Source organism: Pseudomonas sp. NS1(2017), assembly GCF_002269425.1.
GTDB lineage: Bacteria > Pseudomonadota > Gammaproteobacteria > Pseudomonadales > Pseudomonadaceae > Aquipseudomonas > Aquipseudomonas reactans.
In genome coordinates this window covers 2087392-2105609 of sequence record NZ_CP022960.1, presented here as the reverse complement: position 1 = coordinate 2105609, position 18218 = coordinate 2087392, and the positions used below count along the sequence as shown (strand labels likewise).

General features: G+C 62.4%; 13 protein-coding genes. 4 read left to right on the top strand and 9 right to left on the bottom strand.

The window, feature by feature from the left end; all coding sequences use genetic code 11:
- Positions 1-116: 116 nt before the first annotated feature.
- Positions 117-566, bottom strand: coding sequence for a prepilin peptidase (locus tag CI807_RS09910; RefSeq protein ID WP_095014549.1), 450 nt, complete (start codon positions 564-566; stop codon positions 117-119).
- A 72-nt stretch (positions 567-638) separates the two neighbouring features.
- On the opposite strand from CI807_RS09910, the gene CI807_RS09905 reads away from it, so the two are divergent.
- On the top strand, positions 639-1088 hold the full coding sequence (locus CI807_RS09905; RefSeq protein ID WP_095014548.1) for a TadE family protein: 450 nt from the start codon (positions 639-641) through the stop codon (positions 1086-1088).
- On the top strand, positions 1085-3802 hold the full coding sequence (locus tag CI807_RS09900) for an ATP-binding protein (RefSeq protein ID WP_095014547.1): 2718 nt from the start codon (positions 1085-1087) through the stop codon (positions 3800-3802). The genes CI807_RS09905 and CI807_RS09900 overlap by 4 nt, the downstream gene beginning before the upstream one ends.
- On the opposite strand, the gene CI807_RS09895 is transcribed toward CI807_RS09900, so the two are convergent.
- From CI807_RS09895 to pbpC, 6 genes are all read right to left on the bottom strand, one after another.
- Positions 3799-5745, bottom strand: a complete 1947-nt coding sequence (locus tag CI807_RS09895) for a pilus assembly protein TadG-related protein (RefSeq protein WP_095014546.1) — start codon at positions 5743-5745, stop codon at positions 3799-3801. The genes CI807_RS09900 and CI807_RS09895 overlap by 4 nt on opposite strands.
- A 104-nt stretch (positions 5746-5849) precedes the next feature.
- Positions 5850-6407 (bottom strand): DUF4136 domain-containing protein, encoded by a 558-nt coding sequence (locus CI807_RS09890; RefSeq protein ID WP_095014545.1) that lies wholly within the window; start codon positions 6405-6407, stop codon positions 5850-5852.
- A gap of 45 nt (positions 6408-6452) precedes the next feature.
- Positions 6453-7055, bottom strand: a complete 603-nt coding sequence (locus CI807_RS09885) for a DUF4136 domain-containing protein (protein ID WP_095014544.1) — start codon at positions 7053-7055, stop codon at positions 6453-6455.
- 24 nt (positions 7056-7079) lie between these two features.
- Positions 7080-7829 (bottom strand): methyltransferase, encoded by a 750-nt coding sequence (locus CI807_RS09880; RefSeq protein WP_095014543.1) that lies wholly within the window; start codon positions 7827-7829, stop codon positions 7080-7082.
- The gene (locus tag CI807_RS09875) at positions 7822-8130 is read right to left on the bottom strand and encodes a MazG-like family protein (RefSeq protein ID WP_095014542.1); all 309 of its coding nucleotides are present in this window, start codon (positions 8128-8130) and stop codon (positions 7822-7824) included. Before CI807_RS09875 ends, CI807_RS09880 begins: the two co-directional genes overlap by 8 nt.
- Positions 8131-8181: 51 nt before the next feature.
- Positions 8182-10512 carry a peptidoglycan glycosyltransferase PbpC gene (gene pbpC, locus CI807_RS09870; RefSeq protein WP_095014541.1) on the bottom strand — a complete coding sequence of 777 codons (2331 nt, stop codon included), beginning with the start codon at positions 10510-10512 and terminating at the stop codon, positions 8182-8184.
- A 90-nt stretch (positions 10513-10602) separates the two neighbouring features.
- On the opposite strand from pbpC, the gene CI807_RS09865 reads away from it, so the two are divergent.
- On the top strand, positions 10603-10896 hold the full coding sequence (locus tag CI807_RS09865) for a hypothetical protein (protein WP_016977007.1): 294 nt from the start codon (positions 10603-10605) through the stop codon (positions 10894-10896).
- Between the two features lie 36 nt (positions 10897-10932).
- Here CI807_RS09865 and CI807_RS09860 read toward each other — a convergent pair whose 3' ends face one another.
- Entirely contained in the window at positions 10933-15831 is a 4899-nt protein-coding gene (locus tag CI807_RS09860; protein WP_095014540.1) for an alpha-2-macroglobulin, read from the bottom strand.
- Between the two features lie 179 nt (positions 15832-16010).
- On the opposite strand from CI807_RS09860, the gene CI807_RS09855 reads away from it, so the two are divergent.
- Positions 16011-17348 carry an MATE family efflux transporter gene (locus CI807_RS09855; RefSeq protein WP_095014539.1) on the top strand — a complete coding sequence of 446 codons (1338 nt, stop codon included), beginning with the start codon at positions 16011-16013 and terminating at the stop codon, positions 17346-17348.
- Here CI807_RS09855 and CI807_RS09850 read toward each other — a convergent pair.
- Positions 17293-18156, bottom strand: coding sequence for an alpha/beta hydrolase (locus CI807_RS09850; RefSeq protein WP_371857992.1), 864 nt, complete (start codon positions 18154-18156; stop codon positions 17293-17295). The genes CI807_RS09855 and CI807_RS09850 overlap by 56 nt on opposite strands.
- Between the last annotated feature and the right edge of the window lie 62 nt (positions 18157-18218).

Below are 18218 nucleotides of genomic sequence, written 5' to 3'. Positions count from 1 at the left end.
ATGCCTGGCCAGCCAAAAGATTGACCTATCCCTTTTGACGAAGAATCCTATACATCCACTCAATAAACGTAGACCTACTTTCCGACTATGTACATAGCGATAGAGGCCTTGTGCGACTAATGGATCCAAAACCAGTACAACACAAATCCTGTCAATACAAAGGGGGCAAAAGGCTGCTTTGTTGACACGCCCGGTGTAGGTACCTCTCGGTACGCGCTAAACCTTTGATGGATAAGCACCCAGGCGCCCTGGAACACGGCGGCACCGATCAACGACCACAACAAGGCATCCAGATTGCTCGCCAGGGCCAGGGCGGCCAACAGCTTCACATCCCCCGCGCCAAAGCGGCCCAGAGCATAGCCCGGCAAGGTCAGCAGCAGTGCCACGGCAAAGGCCCACCCCCCGTCGCTGGCGGGCGCCCCCAACCACGTCGTGCCCATCCACACCAGATAGATCAACGCCAGTAACGCAGCCCCCAGGGTCAAGCTGTTGGCGATTTGTCGTTGACGCATGTCCTGCAACGCACACAGCCCCAACCAGAGCAGTATCACCACGCTATGGATCACGTAAAAAACATCCCTTTTCGCTGAATGATTCTATGCTGATATCAAGTAGTAGCCGTCAGGGTAGACGCAGTCATGAAAACAGGCCTGCCTGGAAAGCAAAAAGGTGCAGCCGCGATTGAGTTCGCTCTGGTCTTCGGGATCTTTTTTGCGGTGTTTTATGGGTTGATCAGCTATAGCCTGCCGCTGCTGATGTTGCAGTCGTTCAACCAGGCGGCGGCGGAGGGCGTGCGCCAGGCTATGTCGGTGGACCCGATAGCCGCGGGCACCACTTATACCACCCAGGTGACCACACTCGCCAAAACCACCGCGTTAAAACAGTTGCAATGGATCCCTCCCAGCTTCCAGTTTACCGATGACCTGGTCACCGCCACCTACTCTGGAACCGGCACTACGCTGAAAGTCACGATCAAATACCCCACCAGCCGCCTCTATTCGGTGTTCCCGGCACTGGTGTTGCCGGTCATCGGCACCGTGCCGAATCTGCCGGCCAACCTGTTGGTCAGTTCGAGTCTGCAGCTTTGACCTCGGGGGACAAGCTCTTCGGGCGCCTGCTCGGCCGCAGCAGCGCGCTCACACTCGACATGCCCGGCGCCCCCACGCCAGGGCTGCACCTGCAACTGGACGCTCATGGCCACGTGCTGGGCATCAACGGTACCCTGCGTTCACTGCTCGCCCCACATGAACCGCGCCCGTTGCTGCGCGAGCTGTTATGCGCCAGCAGCGCCTTGAGCATCGAAGGCAAACCCGCCGACTGGCAACGCCAGAGCCTGGATCTGGACTTTCAAGGCGCCGGCGGCCAGATCCTGCACACCCGTGGCTGGGTCGAACCCGAGGGCGACGGCTGGAGCTTGCGCCTGCAGGACGTCAGCGACTTGCTGGCCAACAGGCAGCTGGCCCAGCACCGCGAACAGAACCATCAACTCGCCTGCCAGATGAGCGAACAACTGCGGGTATGCAGCCTGACCCGCCTGCCCGAGGTGTTCAACGAGCACCTGCGCAGCCTGGCCCAGCGCTGGCGAATCCCCTGCGTGGCCATGGCCTTGCTCGATGAGGAAGACCAGGGTTGGCGGATCTACAGCCACTACGCCGCCCACGATGCGCCCGCCTTGTGGCAGACCGGCCAGTCCTTGGGCATCAGCCTGGACAGTGCCAATGGCAATACGCCGTTGAGCCTGGCCCAGGAGCGCAGTGACAATCCGCGCCTGCAGAGCATTTTCGGGAGTGCCGATGGATTCCTGGTGCCTTATCGTGACAGCCAGGGCGTCGCCGCTTGGTTGCTCTGCGGGTTCTACAGCGGCCAGCAACACACTAGCGAACGGGACTGGTTGAACCTCACCGCCGCCCTCGCCGCCCCGCTGCTGAGTCGCCTGCGCGAGCAACGCAACCACCAACAGCTTGACCGCATGGAAGCCCTGCAAGGCCTGCTAGGCACCGGCTGGTGGGAACTGCTGCCAGCCACTCAGGAGATCCAGTTGGCCCCGCAGTTGCTGCACAATCTCAGCCTGGAAGACGGCCCGACCCGCCAGCCGCTGGACCAGTGGCTTGAACTGATCCATCCCGCCGACCGCCAGGCGCTCAACAGCCGTCTGCACGATCTGCAGGCCCTGGGCAAACCCTTGCTGACCAGCGTGCGCCTGCAGCGTACCGACGCCGAACACAACCCGCTGTGGTATCGCGTCCAGGGCCAGGTGTTGGGCGTGGGTGATAACCGGCGCTGGATCGGCTTCATGCTCGACATCAGCGACATCAAGAACCAGCAACTGCAAGCCGCCGCCGCCCATGCGCGCCTGGACAACCTGATCGCCAGCTCACCGGCGGTGATCTATGTGCAACGTTATGTCAGCGGCGCCCTGCTCCCGGCGTTCTTCAGCGACAGCCTGCTGCCGCTGCTGGGTTGGACCCTGGCCGACTGCACCCCTGACAACCTGGCGTCACTGATCCACCCCGAAGACCGCGAGCTGTACTTCGAGCGCAGCCGCCAATTGCTGCGCGAAGGCAGCGTACGCAGCCGCTACCGTCTGCGGGATAAACAGGGCCATTACCATTGGCTGCTGGACGAAGCCAAGCTGTTGCGCGACGACCTCGGCCTGCCGGTCGAAGCCGTCGGTTTATGGCTGGATGTCACCGAGGCGACCCTGGCGGCCGAGCAGATCAAACAGAGCGAAGAACGCTACCGCATCCTGGTCGAAGACTCTCCGGCGATGATCTGTCGTTATCGCCCTGACCTGACCCTGACCTTTGGCAATACACCGCTGGCCAACTACCTGGAATGCCTGCCGGCGCAATTGCCCGGGCTGAACCTGGGGCACTGGCTGTCGGACGAACAACGCCAGGCCTTTGTGCAACGCATCGAACAATTGACCCCGGAATTCCCGGTCAGCACCGCCGAGATCAGCCTGGAATTGCCCGGCCGCGAACATGCCTGGTGGGTGTGGTCGGACCGTGGCGTGTTCGACGAACAGGGCACACTGGTGGAGGTGCAAGCGGTGGGCCGCGACAACACCGAAGTGCGCCGCTCCCAGCAGCAACTGACCCAAAGTGCCAAGATGGCCACCCTTGGCGAAATGGCCACCGGCCTGGCCCATGAGATCAACCAGCCGCTGAACGTGATGCGCATGGCCATCGTCAATGTGCTCAAGCGCCTGAGCAACGGCGACGCGCAGATCGACTACCTTACCGAAAAACTCCAGCGCATCGACACCCAGGTACAGCGCGCGGCGCGGGTGGTGGACCACATGCGCGTGTTCGGGCGCCGCTCGGAAATCGAACAACAGCCCTTCGACCCTTCGCAGGCAGTGGAAGGCACCTTGTCGCTGCTGGGTGAAGGCCTGCGCGGCAAGGGCGTGGAGCTGCGCATCACACCTGCGGACTTCACGGTGCAGGTCAAAGGGCATGTCGACCAGCTTGAGCAAGTGCTGATCAACCTGATGGTCAACGCCCGTGATGCGCTGTTGAGCAAGCGGGAAAAGGATCCCGGGCTCCGCCCGTGGATCGCCCTGCACTGCGAGCATGACAGCCGGCATGTGCGCATCTGGGTTGAAGATAACGGTGGCGGCATTGACCCACGGTTGCTGGAGCGGATTTTCGAGCCGTTCTTCACCACCAAGCCCATCGGCGTGGGCACGGGGTTGGGCTTGTCGGTGAGCTACGGGATCGTGGAAAACATGGGCGGACGCCTCCGCGTCGCCAATGGCGAGCACGGCGCGAGGTTTTGTGTGGAATTGCCGGTGAGTTAGATCACCAGGTAGGCGCGCCCCATGTGGCAACTGAGGTTGGCGCCGACCTCGGCGTTGCCCAAGCTGATGCCCAGCGCCGAGAGCAACGTGTTGACGATGGGGTCGAGTATCGGCGACAGGACGTTTTGGACAAGGCTGACCACCGAACTGATGATGGTCGCCAGCGCATTGGTAACGGTGCCGTTCGCCGGGTTGGGTGTGCTGCCGCTGGGCGGTACGTAGGTGACCTGCAGACCGTTCAGGGTATTGCCCAGGCTAAACAGGATATCGGCGGTGCCGGGTGGTTTTTTGTAGATCGTTGCCGCGTTGATGTCATTCACCGGATTAAACACCAACGTATTGGTTTGCTCGGCTATGGTGGACAACGCTCTCAGATTCAGACCGCCGCCAACACCGGGGGTGCGCGGACCACACACCAACGTCAGCAGGCAAAAGCGTTGGCCAAAGTCGATCAGCCTCACCGGCTGCACATTCACTGCCGCAGACGATGAAAATGCCGACACCGGATCAACATAACCCACACCCAGGGTGGCGAGTGAAGTGGTGGCCTGCACCGTCAACGACTTGGTGGCCGGCGTGGCGCAACTGAAGTCCGTCACGTGGCTTTCCGCACTGGCCGCCTCGATATAGATGGACAAAGTCTGGGTGATATCCACGTCAGCGACATTACACCCCACTAAGCACACGACACCGGCCACCACATCCAGAAGATTCAAGTTCAACAAACCACCGACCACCTTGGATACCGGCGTCGCAAGCCCGCTCAGAATCGATGTAACCCCCGACACCACCTTGATGATCGGCGCATCAATCGTGACCAAGGTGCGTACCTGGGCCGTCCGCACAAAAATCTGATCCGTTCGCGGGTTATTCAAAAGCCCCGCCTTGGCCTTTAGTGGATTGCCAATCGCCGACATTTGCGGTGGCTCGATGACTTTGGTCTGGATCGAGACGGTGCCTACCAGCGGAATATTCACTTGGGCTGCCGCACTGACCGCATTTTTGCTACTGGAGAGCTGCGCCACGGTCTCCAGTAACTGAAACAACTGCACACTGGTATTCAAAGCTGCCGCCGGCGTCCCGGTGGCGACTTTCAGCAAATCGCCAACCTTAAGAAGCTGTGTATTCGGAGCAATGGCTTTCACTGTAATCAAATCATTGATGACCGCCGAGGCGACCGCACCGTTTTTCTGCAGGATCGTCACGGCGGCGTCGAGCAACTGGCGGGCGGAGACCGCGGTGCTTAGCAGCGCGTCGTAGTCGCCCGCCTTGATTGTCAAATCAATCGCCAACTGATCCAGATAGCTGAGCAGGTTCAAGTTCGTCGTCAGCAAGCCATTCCAGCCTGCGGCCGTCAGGGACAGGCTGCCGCCCAATAGATTGCCGATCACCAGGTTCAGCAACGGGGAGTTGGCCGAATTCACGGAGGCCAGACTGCTGCGAATGGTCAGTTGCGCCACCGGTGGCGCAGCCGCAGCCACGGCGGTGGCACTCAATATCGTCTGGGCGGCAACCGGCGCGCCGCTGAACATATTCCAGATGCCGTTGGCGAGACTGGTCATGACACTGCGCGTTGCGACCACGCGTATGGCGTCGTTCTTGGTCGCATCAGCGACGAACACACGGATATTGCTGGCATTGGTGGGCAAGGTGCCACAGGTCACGGCCAGGCCCCGACTGTTGTCGCCGGCGACCACGGTGAAGCCGTTGCGCGCGGCGTTTTCCTTGGCGTAATCATTGGCCGTGTTAGTGGGCGTGCACAGGCCGCCACGACCAGCGGCTTCCAATGCCGCTGTGTCGGCGATGGACTGCAACCGGCGTTTTTCCAAGTACAGACGGCCGCTGTCCAACGCCAGCAGCATAAACACCATGGCCACCGCCAAGGTGCCTGCCGCCATCAAGCCAATCGCACCACGCTGCCGTGAACCAAGTTGGGGAGACATCAGGCACTCCTTAGCGCTTACTCTCCATTGTTGGGTTGGAGTGTAGACAAGGCTTCAGGTGCGCGCTGGCCAGTCGCCACATTGGCGACTGGCGGAAGGTATTTCTAGTGCGGTGGATAGCTGGAAAGGACGCGGGTGACGGTGGTGCGGATGGCTTTGTCACGGTCCTGGGGGTTGGGCGAAGTGGCCATCATCTGTTCGTCGCTGCCGCGCCACACCAACTTGCCGTCCTTGCCGTCGAGCAGGTCGATCTGGATGGTGGCGACTTTATAGGTGATGTTGCGCGTTTCGTTGTACATCGGCGCGCCCCAATAGCCGTTCCATGGGCCGCCCCAGGCGCCTCCGTAGTTGGTGGTGACTTGCTGCTGGCGGTCCTCCACGATGAGATAGGCCTGCACGTTCAGGTCAGCCTTGCTGCCCGGCACCGCTGGGCGCAGACCGCGCTGGTCGAGTTGTTCACCCACGGCCTGGCGGATGCGCTGCTCGGTCAGGTCGCTCTTGATGCGCGGATCATCCGGACGATATTGCAGCGCCGGGTCTTTCCAGGCCCAACTGCGGTAGGCACCGAAGTCCCGGCTGGCGTCAAAATCGTGGTTGACCTGGCTGGTCTGGCAACCGCCCAGCAGCACTACAACAGCAAGCGTAGCGATACGACGAAACATGGTTTATCTCCAAAGAGCGACCCGCGCTAAAGATGAGAATAGCTGTTAACTGGGAGGATACGCCGTCATTGCCTTTTGCACCGCCTGGCGCAAGGCATCTCCCCGCTCACTGAGGCTTCCCTGGCTGCCGGTTTCTGCACTGGCACTCCACACCGGCTGGCCGGTGCGGGCATCGAACAGATTGACGCGAACCACCACGACCTGCACCTCATAGGTGCGCACGATCGGCACCGAGTTGTACATGCCGTAACCATTGCCATAGCGGTTGTAGCCGCCATAACCATAGCCGTAGTCATCCTGGACCTGCTTGAGGCGCTTCTCCATGCGCACATCGGCGCTGACAAACAGGTCCGCCGGGCGATTGTCATGCAATGGACGCAGCCCGCGCTGGTCGAGGGCGCCGCTGACCGCTTCGGCAATCTGCGCCGAATCCGCCCAGGCCGTGCCCGCCGGCAACTGGCCGTTGCGCCAGGCCCAATTGCGGTAGGCGCCGTAGTCGCGCACGGGCGCCGGGTAGGCGCTGGCATCAAAGGTATTGGCCGCCTGGGGTGGCGCCGGAGGAATCGGCGCCGAAGCGGCCACATAGGGGTTCGGGCTGGAACACGCGCCCAAACCCAGGGACAACAGGATCAAACAGAGACGACGCATTTCGACCTCCGCAGACTGGGCCGCTTAAACCGGACGGCAGATCCAGTGCAAATAACGCCCAAGTCCGGCAAAGCTTGGGTGACGACGGTGAGCGAGTTCCATCTCCAAAAGGTCCTGCAAATTGGCGCGGGCCTGGAATTCCACCGGCATATAGTCGTGGAACACCCGCACGCCGCTTTGGCTTTCGACCTGCCAAAGGCCTTCGAGTTGCGCCGCCAACTCACGGGGATCGAGGGGTTGTTGCGGCGTCAGGCTCTGCTTTTCGCCGGCCATGTCATTCTTGCGCATTTTGCGGAAGTGGCCTTTGAGCAGGTTGCGGTAAATCAGCGCATCGCGGTTGTAGAACGCCAACGACAACCAGCCGCCAGGCACCGTGAGTTGGTGCAAAACCGGCAAGATTGCATGGGGCTCGGCCAGCCATTCCAGTACGGCATGACACAACACCAGGTCATAGGGTTCGGTAAGTTGACCGAGCAGGTCTTGCCAGGGCGCATGGATAAACGTGGCGGTCTGCCCGGCATCGGCAAAGCGTTGACGGGCGCCTTCCAGCATCGGCTCGGCGGGCTCGGCCAGGGTGACGTCATGGCCCTGCTCGGCCAGCCACAGCGACATATGGCCCAGCCCCGCACCGATATCCAGCACGCGCAACGGGCGTTTCGGCAGGGCTTCGGCCAGGTCGGCCTGGAGCACCGCCAAGCGAATCGCGCCTTTGGCACCGCCGTAGATTTTCTCGGCGAAACGCGTGGCCAATTGGTCGAAATGACGATCACTCATGGACAAACCGCCGTTCGCTGTCAGCCAACTTGGCGCGCACCACCTCGTTCATGTCCAGGCCCAACTCGCTGCACAGCAACAGCAGGTACAGCACGATATCGCCGACTTCCTGCCCGGCATGGGCGAGTGTGTCGGCCGGCAGCTGGCGCGACTGGTCTTCGGTCAGCCATTGGAAGATTTCCACCAGCTCGGCCATTTCCACGCTGGCGGCCATGGCCAGGTTTTTCGGGCTGTGGAACTGCTTCCAGTCGTTGTTATCGCGGATGCGGTGCAGGCGTTCGGTGAGGTGTTCGAGGTTCATGCGGTACTCCTGAAGGTGGATAGCTTCGGGCCGAAAGCGCCGGAAGGCAAGTTAATCCACCACACTGAATTCGATCCTGGCCGTCTGCCCCGCCTCATCCAGCACACTCAGCTGATAACGGCCCAGGCGCTCGAAACTGGCGTTGATAAAGTCCTGGTTGGCGCTGTCCCCCAGCGGTGCACCATTGAGGAACCACCAGCGTCGCCCGCTCCCTCCCAAGGCGGAAATTTTCAGGCGCAGGGCCTGTTGGCTGGCGGCGGGCAGGCGCAGTTGGTCGCCTTCGCGTACCCCAACAATCGACAACGGTGACGACGCGGCCAATGCCGGGGGCGGGCAATCGGGGTCGGCCGCCGGGATGCGTGCTTCGCGGCGTTCGACCCGTGGCAGCCAGGGTTCCAGGGGGGCGGGCCATAGAGCGATGTTTTTCGGCTCGGCGCCGGGGCAATGGGCGTCGACCCGCAAGCCCTTGGCATTGACCCACACGCTCTCCATCAACCCCACGCTCAACGGCTGGTCCAGTGCCTGCAAGGTTGGCGGCGTGGTGTTATCCAGGGTCCAGGCAAAACGCTGGCGCCGGCAATTGGGGTCACTGCGGCTCATGGGCTGACCCAGCGGCCAACAGATCGCCGCCACGCCGACATTGGCCGGTACCGGTTTAACGGGGGCGCTGATACCACGCTGGCTGTCGCGGTTGGTCAGCACGTCGTGCACCTGCAACATCAACGGTGCTGCCGAGGCCAGCCCGAACTGGCCCGGCACCGGCGTGCCGTCCGGGCGGCCGATCCACACGCCGATCAGATAGCGCGGGCCCACGCCAATGGCCCAGGCATCGCGAAAACCGTAGCTGGTGCCAGTCTTCCAGGCCAGCACCGGGCGTTGCACCAACTCGGCACGCGGGTCACGGTCGGGCCGCGCCTGGCCGCTGAGGATACGCCGCACAATCCAGGCGGCCCCTGGCGACAGTAACGGCCGTTCCCTGAGCGTATCGTCTGGCTGCAATCGAATAGTGGCGCTCCTGCCGTCCCGGGCGAAGGCGCTATAGCCACTCACCAGGTCTTCGAGGCGACTGCCTGCACCGCCCAGGATCAGCGCCAGGTTCGGTTCGGCCAACGCCGGCAGCGCCAAAGGCACGCCGCCGATGCGCATTTCGGCGGCAAAGCGTTTAGGCCCATAGGCTTCCAGCAATTGCACCGCCGGTAGGTTGAGCGAACTCGACAACGCCGTACTCGCCGGTACCGCGCCAGTAAAGCCCATGGAGAAGTTGCCCGGCCGGTAATCGCCATAACGCCGGGGCACATCCTGCAACAAGGATTCGGAGTGGATCAGGCCGTCATCCAGGGCCATGCCATAGAGAAACGGTTTCAACGTGGAGCCCGGCGAACGCAAGGCGCTGATCATGTCCACATGGCCGAAGCGCTTGGCATCGTTGATGTCCACCGAGCCGAGGTAGGCGCGCACCGCCATGCTCTCCTCTTCCACCACCAGGATGGCAGCGGAGGTATGTTCCGGCAGCCGCGCGCGCCACCCCAGCAGCAGGTCTTCAAGGCGACGTTGCAACGAGGCGTCCAGGGTGGTGCGGATCAGCGGCGGGCTGTCGGGGCGGTTCAGGCGACGCGCGAGTAAGGGCGCCAGGCTCGGCTCCAAGCGTGGGGCGAGCAGCAACGGTTCTTCCAGGGCTTCATCGACGGCCGATTGTGGCCATACCTGGAATTCAGCGAGACGGCGCAGCACTTTGTCGCGGGCTTGCTGGGCGCGCTGAGGATGACGATCCGGGCGCAAACGGCTGGGTGCCTGGGGCAGAACGGCGAGCAAGGCGGCCTCGGCGTGGGTCAGTTGCGCAGGGGATTTGCCCAGGTACGCCCAACTGGCCGCCGCCACGCCCTGCAACGTACCCCCGAACGGCGCGCGGTTCAGGTAGAGGTTGAGGATTTCTGCCTTGGACAGGTGCCATTCCAACTGCGCCGTGCGCCACAACTGGCGCAACTTGCCATGGAAGGTGCGTGAATGCGGATCGAGCAACCGCGCCACCTGCATCGACAAGGTGCTGCCGCCCGACACAACCCGCGCGCCCGTGAGGTTCTGCCAGGTCGCCCGCGCCAGCGCCAGCGGATTCACGCCGGGATGCTGGTAGAACCAACGGTCCTCATAAGTCAGCAGCGCGTCCAGGTAATACGGCGACACTTCGCTGGTTTTCACCGGGTAGCGCCACACGCCATTGGCATCGGCAAACCGCCACAACGGCGTGCCATCCTCGGCCAGTACCACACGCGCCAGGTCATCCTTGGGCAACGGGAGCGGCCAGATGCGGTCGGCCAGCCACAGCAAGGCCACCACCAACAACAGGCTGGCCAAAGTACAACGGGCAACTAAACGCAAACTCAAACGGGCAAACCTCTATGCTGGTAGGGAACTAGCCTGTTGCAATAACAACCAAAGGCACAGATACGCCCACCTTCTCATCAGGACACACATATGCAGGTAGAAAGCTTTTTCGGTTGGTTGGGCCAGGCGCTCGGTTCCATCATCCGTTTTATCGTCGACGGGCTCAGCGGCCTGTTCGGTGCACTGACCAATGCCGGCGGCAACTTCATCGATGGCTTGTCCCGCACCTTGGGCATGGACACCTCGATCATCAGCATCATCACCTTGATCATCGGCCTGATGCTGTTGTACTCGGCGGTGCGCGCCTTTATGCGGGCGTCGATCATCATGGGGATTATCTGGTTGCTGTTGGGCCTGTGGCTACTGAGCTGGGTTGTGCATTAACTAACGGGGCCATGACGAACATGGCCCCGTTTTACATTAACGCCCCTTGATCACCAGATCCGCCGGCGTCTCGCCCACCGCCTGCCAGTTCGGCCGGTACATCGACTCCACTTGCGGCGGTGGCACGCGGTAAGTGCCCGGTGTCACGGCACGCGCCAGGTACAGCAAGTGCGTGGTGCCGGAGCCTTCCAGGTTGATCGCCGCCACGTAGCGGTCATCGCGGAACTCCTGGTGCTTGAGCGATGCGTTCTGCATCGACTCACGCCACTCCTTCACTTGGCTGCTGGCGTTTTCCAGGCTGGCGGCGCTTTGCGCCAGGTTCTGGTTCTCCAGTTCCAGGCCGGCCGGCAGCAGGTCCACCACCAACGCATCCGGCACCCGCTGCTTGGCGCTGACCGCCAAATGCACCAACACCAGATCGCCACTGCTGAGGCTGCGCATGTTCAACGGCTGGCCGTTCATGCCCAGGTATTCGCGGCGGATGCTCAGGTTGTCGCCACCCGGTGCCGGTGGCACCTGTGGATAACCCGAAATCGTCAGTTGCTGGTACACCGGCGTCTCGCCCTGATTGCTCAAGGTCAGATCACTGGACAGCCACTTGCCCTCCAATTCCAGCGTCGACTGCTGATTGTTCAGTTCCTGCACACCGCCACTGCCCGTCAATGACACTTGCCAGTTCGCATCAGGCTTGGCAAACCCAAGGCGCCCGGCCAGGAACAGCGAGTTGCGCTCTTGGGTCGACAGGTACGGGCTGGCCGCCAATTGATCCGACAGCGTGAACAAGCGCTCCTCACGCTTGCCCTTGGCCAAGTCGTTCTCTTCCAGCAACGCCAGGATCATCGCCTGGTCGCGCAACGGGCTGCCATAGTCGGCCAGCCATTCATTGGCATTACGCTGCGCCGCCAGCCCGGCGAGCAACGCCTGGTCCGCGCGCGGCTGGTCGCCCATTTTCTGCAGTGCGATAGCCAGTTGAACCAACGGCAGACCGGAGCGCGCATCGCTGCGGCGTTCGAAGATGCTGCGCAACGCGCCCAACGGCGCCTGCTGACTGCGCGCCAGAACCATGCCCGCGTAGGCCTGCACGGCAAAGCGGGTGTGGTCGGCATTGTCGCTGTAATCGACGTCGATCAGGTTGCGTTCCTGCACGTAGCGCAGCAGACGCTCGCTGGCCTTTTTCAAGGCTTCAGGCGGCACCGCGAAACCCTGATCGCGAGCGCGCAGCAGGAAGTCGGTGACGTAAGCCGTCAGCCAATATTCCTCTTCGCCATCCGCGCCCCACAACCCGAAGCTGCCGTTGTAGCGCTGCATGCCCAACAGGCGCTCGATGCCCAACTCGATCTTGCGTTTGCGCTCGCTGTCCGACTCGCCTTTGATTGACAGGCGCTTGAGCAGCGCATCATCGGCGTACAGCGACGGATACAGGCCGCTGGCGGTTTGTTCCAGACAACCGTAAGGGTAGGCCTTGAGGGCACTGATCTGCGCGCCTAGGTTCAGCGGCGGTCGACTCGACAGGCTCAGCAGCGCCTGGCGCCCCGAGGCGTCGAACTGATCCAGCGTCCCCGCCGGCAAGCTCCACGGTTGATCCTTCAGCACCGCGCGATAGTGCTTGAGCAGCGCCGGATAAGCCGGGCGCACGCCCAGGGTCCACTCGCGCGTGAACGGCGGCAGGTTCTCGCCCGGCAGATCCAGGCCATTCACCGTCACCTTGACCTTGCCCTGCCCCAACCCGCCCCAGGCTTTCACCGGGATACGCAGGGTGGTGCGCTGGCCTTGCTTGAGTTCGACGGTTTGCGCGCCGCTGTTGACCAGCTCCAACTGCCCGTCGGCACCCAGTTGCACATCGAGTTTCTGCGGTTTGCCCGACAGGTTGGACAGGTCCAGCGCCAACGTGGTCTGGTCACCACCCGCCATGAAGCGCGGCGCCGACAGCTCGGCAATCAGCGGCGCGGCAATCACCGTCTTGGCTTCGGCCATGCCGTAGCGATCGTCGCTCCAAGCTTGGGCCATCAGGCGCAGTTCGCCATTGAAATCGGGAATATTGACGCTGACTTCGCCCTCGCCTTGCTCGTTCAACGTCACCGGCGCGCTTTGCAGGGCGACGATGGTCACACTGGTGTCCGGGCGCTTGCCGCCTTTGGCCAGCGCCGCATCACCACCAAATGCCAGGCTGGCCAATCGGCCCTGGCCGGCTTCGATCAACTGGCCGTAGATGTCGAATTGGTCCACGCCGTAGGCCTTGCGACCGAACAGGCTGGAATACGGATCCGGCGTCGGGTATTCGGTGATATTCAGGATGCCCACGTCTACCGCTGCAACCAGCACATGTACCTGTTTCGGCACGCTGCCATCGGCATTCTTGGCGGCGATTTTTACGGTGAGCGGCTGTTTGGGACGCATTTTTTCCGGCGCGCTGAGGGTCACGCCGAGTTTGCGCTGGGTACGATCCAGCGGCAGGTGCAGCAGGCCCACCGCACGCTTAGGCGTGATGTTGGCTTTGCGCTCGCCGGGACGGATCACCAAGGCACTGACATACAAGTCATGGCGCGACCATTTCGGGTCGAGCTTCACGGCAAAACTTTTGCCTTCGGCCGGCACCTCGATTTCCTGCCACCACAGCGGGCCATCCGCGGACTCCACCAACAGGTAGCCCTTACCGGCCGCCGGCGGCGTGACGGTCACATTGGCCGTATCGCCATCGCCATAGGCCGGCTTGTCCAGCGCCAGCTTGACCTGGTCAGGCCGTACGGCGCCGCCTTCGGTGTTGTCCTGAGCCTGATAGCCGGCCCAGAAACGCAGGCTGCTGACCAGGCCGGTTTGCGGGTCTTCGACCTCGACGCGGTATGGGCCCCACTCCACCTGGAAGCTGACCTTGGCGGTATCGCCGGCCTTGATGTTCAGGGTCTGTTCGTCGAGGTTGAGGAATTTCTCGTTGAAGTGATAGCTCCAGCCATCATTCTCGGAGTAGTTCCAGTAGTAGTCGCGGCGCTCACGCACCAGGCGCACCTTGAGGTTGGGCGCGGCGAGTTTCTGCCCGTCCTGGTTGGCCAGCAGCACTTCGAATTCCGCCGGGCCGTCGCCATTGGTTTCCTTGCCGTCAAACAGTCCGCGCAGGCCCGGCAATTGCTCGGCCGGCCAGATCGGCTGCACCAGGCGCCGGGTGATCGGCCGTCCGCCCGACTCTTGCAGGCTGGCCTGCACGATCAGTTGCAGCGGCGACTTGGCCTCGGCCCATTTGCTTTCCAGGGTCAGTGCTTCCTGGCCCTTGGCGTCGAGTACGCTTTCGTCCAGTTCGAAATCCTGGCTCAGTTCTTCTTCGGTGACGGAGCCGAACTGATAGCCCGGCAGCGCTTTGACCGCTTCGCGCAACGGTCGCACATAGACTTGGCCGCTGACGCGATTGCCCGACGCGGGCGCGCCGTACAGGTAACGGCCGGTGACCTGAATCACCGCGTCATCCGCCGGCTTCAGCGGGGTGTCACTGCCCTTGAGTTCCAGCGCCAGGCGCTCGGGCAGGAAGTCTTCGACGAGGAATTCATACAGCTGCGGCTTGCCATCGCCCAGGTCGAACACCAACTGCCAGCGCCCGGTCGGTGCTTCGCCGGCCAGTTGCAGTTGATATTGATAGAGGCCAGAGGCATCGGCGTCCCAGACGAACTTGCGGCTGACCTGCTCATCCGGTCGACGCACTTCGACGCTCACCGGCTGCGGCTTGACGGCATTGCCGTCCTTGTCCCGCAGCAGGGCGTTGAGCAGCACGGTTTCGCCAGGGCGATACAGGTCGCGCGGGCCAAACACAAAGAACTGCAAAGGGTTGGAGGGTTGGCCGCCGATGTCGAACTCGGCCAGGTCCAACGCGGCGCTGTCGAGGCGCAGCAGACTGGTCTGTTCACCTTGCTTGGCGAGCAGCACCTGGGCCTTTTTCGGTAATGGCAACTCGGCGTGGCCACCCTTCTCGGTCTTGCCCTGGCCCAGCACGCGGCCTTCGGCGTCGAGCACCTCAAGGTCGACACCATCCAGTGCCTTACCGCCTTCCAGCGCCTGGGTAAACACGTCCAGGCGATTGGCGTAACGGTGCACCGACAGGCCGATATCACTCAGGGTGAATAGCGTGGCCGGCTGGGAATAGTTGTAGGTACCCGAAGCCCGCATCACCGCCAGGTACACGCCAGGCTGCTGCAGTTGCTTGAGGCCGGCGATCGGCAGCAGCAGGGTTTCGCGGGTGTTGCGCGCCGGGTTCAGGTCGAAGCGGCCGCCGTAGACCAAGTCGGCCAAGGGCAGCAGTTCGCGGGATTCATAGCTTTGCAGGCTGGTGTTGCGGCCCCACTGCGCGAGGAAGGTAGGCAGGGATTCGGGTTTGATGCGGAAGAATTCGACGTCGATCTTGTCGACGTTCAACGCGATCACCGGCAGGCCTTCGGCCAGGCGTGTCGGCAGCAAGGTGCCACGGCTGGCAAAGCCGACGGTGGCTTGCAGGTCGCGAGTTTCCAGACGGGCTGTGTATTCGGCGGCGAGCGTGTTGTCGTTGACCGCCTTCACACCGGCGTCGACTGTCAGCACCAGTTTGCGCTGCGGCTCCAGGTGGCGCAGGCGCAACTCCATCAGGTTGTCGGAGATTTCCCAGGCGCCATCGACCTTGCCGGACTTGCTGTCCACCAGGTGAAGTTTGTCGGCGAATTTTTGATCGGGATCCAACGGAATGGAAAAGCTCACAGAGAGCGTGCTGGCGCCGTCGAGCTGCACTTCGGACACGTCCACCACACTTAACTCACGCCCGGCATAACGCTGTTTCATCGCCGCCACATCCACCGCGGCCTTGGCCGGTTTGGGCGCCACTGTCGCTGCTGCGGGAGCGGTCGGTACCGCCGGTTTATCGGAGGAATCGCAGGCGCTCAGCAGGGCCAGCGCGCAAGCAAGGAACAGTCCTTTGTTAAGCATGGGGCACTCGTTTGTGAGGGGGTCCGAGAGGTGAACTATATATCAGCCCGCAGGGGGCCGATGCGGTGCTGGTCACATTGACCGACGGAGGGTGGTTTGGTTCTGAGGTCATCCTTGATCAAGCCAAATCCCACAGCCAAGGGCAGCCAGTTACAATGCCGCTCCCCCAAGGAGCCTGCATGCCCACCTTACTCACCGACTGGCGCCACCGCCCCACCCACCGCCGCGTCTGGGCCCTGGCCGCGCCGATGATCCTGTCGAATATCTCGGTGCCGTTGGTGGCGCTGGTGGACAGCATGGTCATCGGCCATCTGCCCCACGCGCACCAGCTGGGTGCCGTTGCGGTCGGCGCCAGCCTGTACACCTTCCTCGCCTGGGCCATGGGTTTCCTGCGCATGGGCTCCACCGGTTTCGCCGCCCAGGCTGCCGGGCGCAATGACGGGGCGGCGCTGCGGCAGATCCTGCTGCAAGGCCTGTTGCTCGCACTGGGCCTGGCGATGCTGTTGGGCACGGTGGGCATTCCGCTGAGCCATCTGGCGTTGGAGTGGATGCAGCCTTCACCCGAACTCAATCAACTGACCCAGGATTTTTTCCATACCCGCCTGTTCGGCCTGCCCGCCGCATTGGCCAGCTACGCATTGGTCGGCTGGTTTCTCGGCACACAAAATGCGCGGGCGCCGCTGGCGATCCTGCTGACCACCAACCTGGTCAACATCGCCCTGAACCTGTGGTTCGTACTCGGCCTGGAGTGGGGTGTGGTCGGTTCGGCGCGTGCGTCCGTCGTGGCGGAATGGACCGGCGCTTTGCTCGGCCTGGCCATGACGCAAAAAGCCCTGCGCGCCTACCCGGGTCATATCGCCTGGGCGGCGCTGAAGCTGTGGGAAAGCTGGCGTCCGCTGCTGGCGGTCAACCGCGACATTTTTATCCGCAGCCTCGCGTTGCAATCGGTGTTTTTCATGATCACGGTGCAAGGCGCGCGACTGGGCGACGCCACCGTGGCGGCCAATGCACTGCTGCTCAACGGCCTGCTGCTGACGGCCCACGCGCTGGATGGACTGGCTCACGCCGTCGAAGCCCTGTGCGGCCACGCCATCGGCGCCCATGACCGCCAGGCCTTGCGTCGTTCATTGGTGGTGGCCGGCGGCTGGTCATTGATCGCCAGCGTTGGCTTTGCGCTGCTATTCACCGTCGCCGGCCACCTGTTTATCGCCATGCAGACCGACATCCCCAGCGTGCGCGAAACCGCCGACCTCTACCTGCCTTATCTGGCGGTTCTGCCGTTGATTGCGGTGTGGAGTTACTTGCTCGACGGCTTGTTCATCGGCGCCACCCGCGCGCGGGAGATGCGCAATGGCATGCTGCTGACGGTCTTGCTGACACTGCCCTTCGCGTGGGCGTTGCAGGGTTTGGGTAACCACGGGCTGTGGATAACCTTCCTGCTGTTCATGGCCCTGCGCAGCCTTACTTTGTGGGCGATTGCCTGGCGCTTGAACCGGCAGGACCAGTGGCTTGGATAAAGGCTGTGACGCGCTCCAGTACCGGTGCCAGCCAACGCAAGGGTTTGGCGATCGCCCCCACCAGTGTTTGGTGGTTGGTCTTACCGAAATAGACTTCCTCCACGGGCACACCCGCCGCCCGTAGTTGCTCAGCCAGCCCGCCGGTATTGCGCTTGGGGTTGACGAGTTTGTCGTCCGTCGAAGCAATCAGCAGACTGGGCGGTGCACCACGGCTGACATGGTTGATCGGCTGGGAGTCCGGCGGTGAGTCGGGGAAGAAAAACACCGGTTTCACGTCAGGATTTTCAATCGGCAGAAAATCATAGGGCCCGGCCAGACCGATCCAGCCCTTGAGCATCGACGGCGACAAATCCACGTTGTTAAGCCACCGCGCATCCAGCGCCAGCATCGAGGCGTTGTAGGCGCCGGAGCTGTGGCCCATCAGATACAGCTGTTGTGGATCGGCGCCGTATTCGGCGATGTGTTGATGGGTCCAGGCCACCGCGTTGGCGCCGTCCTGGAGAAACGCGGGGTAACGCACTTGAGGATAGAGGCGGTAATCGGCGATCACCACGACGATGCCGCGTGAAGCGAGGGCTTCACCGACAAATCCGTAGTCCTCTCTGGAGCCGCTGTTCCAGCTGCCGCCATAGAAAAACACCACGACTGGAGCGTTGGAGATAGCAGGGACAGGTCGGTAGATATCGAGCTTTTGCCGGGGATCATCGCCGTAGGCGATGGCTGAAGTTTTGGTGAAGGTGTTGGAAGGAGTGAGTGCATTGAGCACTTTGATGGGCGAGCACGCCGCAAGCAATGCGGCGAATGCCATGACAAACCATTTCCTAAGCATTGACGCACCTCACTGTAGGAGCGAGCTTGCTCGCGAAAAAC